We start from the raw sequence: 7,105 nt of genomic DNA, 5'->3' as shown, positions 1-7,105 counted from the left end.
GGAAGATATTTCTCTCCATTGTAAACAGGTATGATTATGCTTATCTTAAATTGGCTGATAGAAATTCCTCCCTTAAAAAAATTCTGTTAATTTAATCTTGATTTTTTCAATTGCTATTCTTGTTATTTAATTTTGATTGTTCAATTCCCTAAACATCAAGTCAATCATGTCTTTGACTGTATATCTTTCAGGATAAATGTGCTTTACATCATATTCGTCAAGTATCTTTCCTGTGATTGGTCCAATAGCTACTGTAAGTGTGGAACTTGATAGCTTTTCAACCAACTTGTCCTTTTCGTCATCCTTGGCAATCTTGAATAGGTTCACAACTGTAAGCGGACTTGTGAATGTGATTCCATCTATCCTTTCATCTATGATTTCATCAATCAGATTTTCAATCTCTTCTGTGTCTTCTGGAATGACTGATTTGTAGCTTTCTGCTAAGATGACTTCGGCCCCCATCTTTTTGAGTTCTTCAGGTAAAATAGTCCTTGCAGAAAATGTACGAGGAACGCCAACAATTTTATTATTTAAGTCGATTCTTTTAAATTCTTCAATGAGACCTTCAGCAGTATAATCTTTTGGTATGATATCTATATGGAGTCCTTTATTCATAGCAACTTCTGCAGTTTTTGTACCTATGGTTGCAATTTTACAGTTGCTGTTCAAGCTTTCAACAAAGTTTGGATAAAACTTGAAAATGGAATCGATTGAGCTGACTGAAGTGAATATCAACCAGTCCAATTCACCGAATCTGCTCATCAAATCCTTTAATGAATCTGTGTTTTCCAATTTCAATTCTAATGTTGGCACTATGACAGCTTCTCCTCCATAGTTTTCTATGAATTCCTTTGCAGCTTTGGATCTTTCTTCAGGTCTTGTAACAGCTATTCTCTTTACCATATTTCCACATCTTAAGATTATGATTAATTTATCTTATTGAATTTATTTATTTTCTTTAATATTTATTTTTGCTATTTGGCTGAAAATTCAATTTAATACTTTTGAAATTTTAATTTTGTTTTGTAAATTCAATTTAATGCTTATTTGAATTTATTGATTGTTTTATAAATTCCATTTAATACTTATTTAAATTTATATAATACTTATATCTAAAATTATATATGTATAAAAATATGTATAAATTTTATCTATTTATTAAATTATAATTATCGTGATATTAATGAAAATATTATTTTTAAACTTACCATATGAATTCAATATAAGCAGGGCAAGCAGATGGCCTGAAAAGACCAAGTCAGGTACTTTGTATTATCCTTACTGGCTGGCATACTGTGTTGGAGTGTGTGAAAAGGAGGGATATGATTGCAAATTGGTAGACTGCATTACAAAGGCATATTCAATTGAGGATACAATCGAAGAGGTGAAAGGATATGAACCTGACTATATCATGGCTGAAATAACAACCCCTACCTGCGCTTATGATTATAATGTTATCAATGCAATTAAAAAGGCTTATCCTAAGGCTAAAATAATGATTGGAGGAACTCATGCAACCATTCTTCCTGATGCAGTGCTTAATGAATGCTTAGGCATTGATTATATCCTTCGTCAGGAGTATGACTATACAGTTGGTGAATTGATAGCTTCCGATGATGCATCAACAGTTAAGGGAGTTTCCTATAGGGTGAATTGCGATGGTGTGGATATTGCCGGATTGGATGATGTGAACTTATTGTCTGATTCTGTTGATTTCACTGTTAAGCATACTGAAGATAGGGAGCCCCTTGAAGATTTGGATAGTCTTCCTTATGTTTCCAAGGTTTACCAGAAGTATTTGAACTTTGATGATTATGCATATGCATTCGCTCAAAAGCCTATGATTCAGATTGTATCATCAAGAGGATGTCCGAATCAATGCAATTTCTGCAGCTATCCATCTACAATGGGTGGAAGGATATACAGGACAAGATCTGTAAGTGACCTTGCTGATGAATTTGAGTATATTCTAAAAGAGATTCCTGAGATTAAGGAAATCTTCATTGAGGATGATACATTCACTGTAAACCAGTCAAGAGTCATTGAGTTCTGTGATGAAATCATAAAAAGAGGATTGGAGCCGATTTGGTCATGCAATACAAGAGTTGACTTGACTTTTGAAACCATGAAGAAAATGAAGGATGCAGGTTGCAGATTGCTTGTTTGCGGTTATGAATCTGGTAATCAGGATGTTTTGAATGAAATCAAGAAGGGAATAACCCTTGAGCAGTCTAAGGCATTTGCAGAAAATGCAAGAAAGCTTGACATTAAGGTCTTCGGATGCTTTATGATTGGTCTTACAGGTGACAGTCTTGAAACAATCGATGAGACCTATAAGTTTGCTCAATCAGTCTACCCTGACATGTGCTTCTTCCAACAGGCTGTGCCGTTTCCTGGAACAGGTTTCTATGAATGGGCTAAGGATAATGGATATCTGATTACAGAGGATTACTCCAAATGGCTTAATGATGATGGTTACTTGAATTGTCTTGTTGATTATCCTTATGCAGATCATAATGAGATTGAGAAGTTGAGGGACAGTCTGATGAGCAAATACTATTTCTCATTTGCCTATATTGTGAAGACTTTCTTGGCAAATCTTGATTGGGTGGAATTCAAACGTGTAATGCGTGGAGGAACCCAATACATTACATTTAGGGTAAAAAAAGCTTTAAACAGATCTAATAATTTAGATTAGTTTTCTTATTCTATTTTTATTTATTTTTTTTATTTTCTTTCTAATTTTATATCTTTTTTTTCTTTATTTTTCTGTTTCAATTCTATTTTTTTTACTTTTTTTAATTAGTTTCATATCATTGAAACATTTATTTTTAAAATCAGAAATCATTTTTTTTAAAGCTTTTTTAGAAAAATAGTTAATTTTTTGTTAATGAAAAAAAGAAAAGAAGTACTTATCACAAATTCTGATAAGTTTTTTTTAAATAGCGTATCTAGTTAATTCTTCATCAGAGTATGCTAAACCGATAGCTCTGTTGTAGAAGAAGGTTAAGTATACTGTACAAATACCATTAATGATTGCACCAATGGTTCCGCCGATACTGCCATCACCGAAGATGGATACAATAAAACCAACAATAATTGAAAGAATAACGAAAACAATGAGAATTGCTAAGATTTTTACAAATCCAACTTTGCTGATGTCTTTAATTGCTTCACCAATATTTAAAGCTGCACCTAAACTTTCAGTTTCAGCTAATTTACATGCTGCCATTAAGAATGCTAATCCAAATACAATGAATAAGATAATTCCAACGATTAGAGCTAAGGTTTGCCATTTTGAGAGTAATGCCATAACGATGATTGGAATGAGGAAGTATATGAACATTACAATGATGTATTTGATACCATTGATTACTTGTCTTCCAATATCAACATCAGGAGATCCTTGGTCTCTTGCAATACCGAATTTGACAACATCTAACATATATCCTTCAATAAGGAGTCCTATACATATTGCAATAAGGATTGCAATGATTCCTCCAATGCCGAGTCCACCTGCTGCAGCACCAGAAGCTTGGCTTGCACCAACAAGTCCTACTCCACCAAAGACTAAGACTAAAGCCATAATAATACTAAGTACAATATAGATTAAAAGCGCTTTAACATTATTTAACGGATACTTAATAGCATCACTAATAATTTCGCCTAATTCCATAATTAAACACCTCTTTTTTTATAAATTATTCACTCATAACACTTAAAGTATATTTGAGTTGTTATTAAATTTCTCTTTAATAATATTTAAAGGTATTGAAAAATTTTGAGTTTTTTAGACTTATTTGTTCTTTATTTTAGGTTTTGAATAAGAATTTTTTCTAATTTTTTAAATTAAAATTAATTTTATTAGGTATCATAAGTTTTAATATATTTTTTTAATTATTTTGTTTTTTTAGCGAAAAATATTCATTATTGAGAATAATACTTATTTAGAAAGATGGTAATAAAAATAGAAAAGTAGTTTTTATTTTTTGGTGTTTTGTTTCTGTGGTGTGATTGGAAAAAAGTAGTTTTTATTTTTTATGTATTTTTTGTATTTGAAAAAAAGTAGTTTAATTAATGAGTTTAATTTAAAATAATAAAAAAATAGATAAATTAAAGGATTATTCAATTCCTTTAATTTCTTTGAATACGTTTATAACATCACCAATTACGAGTATTGCAGGTGTGTTGATTTCCTTGTCAGCTATTGTTCCAAGGGTTCCAAATACTACCCTTTCATTTGGAAGCGTGCCGCTTTCAATGGCACATGCAGGTGTATCTGGGTCTCTGTATTTCATGATTTCTTCAGTGTTTTCCTTGATGTTTCCGATTCCCATAAGGATAATCAATGTGTCAGCTGTGTAATCCCATTTCACCTGTTTGTCTGCTTTGGTTGGGTCTTCATGACCTGTAACTACAGTGAATGAGGTAGCCACTGCCCTATGGGTTATAGGAAATGCCATGCTTGTAGGTGCACCGATAGCTGAGGTGACTCCTGGAATGACTTCAAAGTCTATGTTTTCAGCTGCAAGCGCCAAGAGTTCTTCTCCACCTCTACCGAAAACAAATGGATCTCCACCTTTTAGCCTTACAACATTTTCGTGCTCTTTTGCCTCTTCAATGATCAATGCATTGATTTCATCCTGTGTCTTATAATGTTCTCCAGCCTTTTTTCCTACATAGATGCGTTTTGCATCTTCTGGAGCATGTTTCAATATCTCTTCATTAGCCAAATAGTCATATAAAACAACATCTGCTTTATTCAATGCTTTCACAGCTTTCAATGTAATTAAATCAGGGTCTCCTGGACCTGCACCTATTAAATATACTGGCATATTATCTTCCTTGTTTTGATAATTAAAATGAATTAATTTAATGATTTGAATATTTTATTTTTTTTTATTTAATTATAGGTTTTTAGATAGCTTAAATACTATCTAACATACCTTTAAAGAATTCAAGACCGTTGTCTGAACCTAATAGCTTTGTAGTAGCCCTTTCTGGGTGTGGCATCATTGCAAGAACAAGTCCTGATTCATCACAGACACCAGTGATTGCTTCCATGGATCCATTAGGGTTTTTCTCAGCAAACTGAAGAACGATTTGATCTTGGTCTTTCATAAGATCAATGTCTTTAGTATAGAATCTTCCTTCAGCATGAGCTATTGGTATGTCAATGACTTGGCCTTTTTCAAAGTTTTTGGTGAACGGAGTCTTGTTGTTTGCAACTTTCAATTTAGACCATTCACAGTTGAATTTAGGTACTTCATTGGTAATGAACAATCCTGGTATGAGTCCAATCTCTCCAAGAATCTGTGCTCCATTACATATTCCTAAAACTGGCTTTTCTTCCTTTACAAGTGCCTTTACACCTTCAACAACAGGGGTGTTTGAAGCTATTGCTCCTGCACGTAAGTAATCTCCGTAGGAAAATCCTCCAGGTATAACAATTCCATCATAATCAGTTAAGTCTTCATTATTCCACCAGATGTATTCTGCTTCCCCGCCAGCTAGTTCAATAGCTTTGTAAACGTCACGGTCACAGTTAGTTCCAGGGAATCTTATAATTCCAATTGCCATTTTATCACTTTATGAATATAATAAGTTTTCATCAATTTCTTAAAAATTATTTCAATCAGTCCATCTATTCACAGCCGCATCCGCAGGTCATGTCCATTTTAATAATGTTTATTGTGTAGTTGTGGATGATTGGATTGCATAATAATTTTTGGCACATGTCATCTACTTTTTCTCTTGCGTCATCTTCTGAGTCAGCTTCCATTACAAAAGTAATTATCTCTTTTGTTTTGGTTCCTTTAACTTCGTATCCTAAAAGAGCAAGGGATCTTTGAATAGTGGTCGCTTCTGGATTTAACATTCCTGGTTTTAAGGAAACTTTAACTTCAATGTCATACATCATTTCTAATCACCTATAATCATGAATTTATTTTAATTAGTTTTTTATAATTTTAATAGTTATATTGGGAATATTTTTTTATAATTGAAAATTTTGGGAATATTTAATTAGATTCCCCATTTTTCTTTGTCCTCTTCGGTTAATAATCTGTTGAAGACCTCTTCATATGCATCAATCACTTCATCGTCTTTTCCTTGTCTGAAGAGTTCCTTATCAAGCATATCAAGGGTTTCAGCATCCCATAATCTGCAGCTGTCAGGACTGATCTCATCACCTAATATGATGTTCCCATCCTTGTCCTTACCGAACTCGATTTTAAAGTCAACAAGAATGATTCCAATGTCCTTGAACATCTTGCTCATAACTTCATTGACCTTAAGTGCCAATTCCCTTAAGGTGTCCAAGTCTTCCTTGCTTGCTATTCCAAGAGCAATAGCTATTGCATCATTGAGCATTGGATCATGGAATTCGTCATCCTTAAAGTCCATTTGTATAAGAGGTGGGTTGAATGGAGCCTTGTCCTCAAATGGGAATTTTCTGATAATGCTTCCAGTTGCTATGTTTCTTACAATAACTTCTATAGGAATCATATCAAGCTTTTTAGCTTTCATAACACAAGGTTCGCATAATTCAATCAATTGGGTTTCTACCCCTTCAGCTTCAAGGGTTTCAAAGATTTTAGCACAAATAACAGAGTTTATGTAACCTTTTTGACCCATGCTTTCTTTTCTGGCACCGTCTCCTGCAGTCATGTCATCTCTAAAGTCAATAATGACTTCATCAGGATTTTCGCCTTGGAAAACGCTTTTTGCTTTTCCTTCATAAAGTAAATTTTTAGAATCCATTTTAATCATCGTTTTTAAATCATTTTATAATAATTGATTTAATTATAAAATTAATATGTTTATAATATTTAATTTTATATTTATTATCATTAATAAATATAATTTTATTTTCATAATTTTTTTATCTTTTACCCTTCTCTTTTTTTCAATATATGCGTGATGTTCTCATTTTATGGCCGCGTGCGCAATTTTTGTCCGTTTTTCTTTTCTTTTTATGCAATATCTCTTGCATTTGTCCTGAAAGTGTGGTATGATATCAGCGATTTCGAAGGACGGAGGGGAGAGCGTGAGCATACCGTACGAAAAAAGAACGGTCGATTTTTATCAACGCGACGATAGCACG

Annotated in this window: 7 protein-coding genes; 1 reads left to right on the top strand and 6 read right to left on the bottom strand. The window is 32.9% G+C overall.

Features of this window, described 5'->3' with window-relative positions; all coding sequences use genetic code 11:
* Window positions 1–126: 126 nt before the first annotated feature.
* Window positions 127–903, bottom strand: coding sequence for a uroporphyrinogen-III synthase (locus ACKI67_RS09425; RefSeq protein ID WP_407463277.1), 777 nt, complete (start codon window positions 901–903; stop codon window positions 127–129).
* 280 nt (window positions 904–1,183) lie between these two features.
* Here ACKI67_RS09425 and ACKI67_RS09420 point away from each other — a divergent pair, with 280 nt between their 5' ends.
* Window positions 1,184–2,698, top strand: coding sequence for a B12-binding domain-containing radical SAM protein (locus ACKI67_RS09420; RefSeq protein ID WP_407463276.1), 1,515 nt, complete (start codon window positions 1,184–1,186; stop codon window positions 2,696–2,698).
* A 240-nt stretch (window positions 2,699–2,938) separates the two neighbouring features.
* Here the strand turns inward: ACKI67_RS09420 and ACKI67_RS09415 are convergent, their stop codons facing one another.
* The 5 genes from ACKI67_RS09415 to purC form a co-directional block, all read right to left on the bottom strand.
* On the bottom strand, window positions 2,939–3,676 hold the full coding sequence (locus ACKI67_RS09415; RefSeq protein WP_407463275.1) for a DUF4013 domain-containing protein: 738 nt from the start codon (window positions 3,674–3,676) through the stop codon (window positions 2,939–2,941).
* A 445-nt stretch (window positions 3,677–4,121) separates the two neighbouring features.
* On the bottom strand, window positions 4,122–4,835 hold the full coding sequence (cobA, locus tag ACKI67_RS09410; protein WP_407463274.1) for a uroporphyrinogen-III C-methyltransferase: 714 nt from the start codon (window positions 4,833–4,835) through the stop codon (window positions 4,122–4,124).
* Window positions 4,836–4,926: 91 nt separating this feature from the next.
* Window positions 4,927–5,580 (bottom strand): phosphoribosylformylglycinamidine synthase subunit PurQ, encoded by a 654-nt coding sequence (gene purQ / locus ACKI67_RS09405; protein WP_407463273.1) that lies wholly within the window; start codon window positions 5,578–5,580, stop codon window positions 4,927–4,929.
* A gap of 64 nt (window positions 5,581–5,644) precedes the next feature.
* On the bottom strand, window positions 5,645–5,920 hold the full coding sequence (gene purS, locus ACKI67_RS09400; RefSeq protein WP_407463272.1) for a phosphoribosylformylglycinamidine synthase subunit PurS: 276 nt from the start codon (window positions 5,918–5,920) through the stop codon (window positions 5,645–5,647).
* A 104-nt stretch (window positions 5,921–6,024) separates the two neighbouring features.
* Entirely contained in the window at window positions 6,025–6,762 is a 738-nt protein-coding gene (purC, locus tag ACKI67_RS09395; RefSeq protein WP_407463271.1) for a phosphoribosylaminoimidazolesuccinocarboxamide synthase, read from the bottom strand.
* Window positions 6,763–7,105 lie beyond the last annotated feature (343 nt).

This window comes from Methanobrevibacter sp., assembly GCF_045577275.1.
Classification (GTDB): Archaea; Methanobacteriota; Methanobacteria; order Methanobacteriales; family Methanobacteriaceae; genus Methanobrevibacter.
Note: the sequence above shows the minus strand (reverse complement) of the source record. Positions and strands in the feature narration are given on the sequence as shown.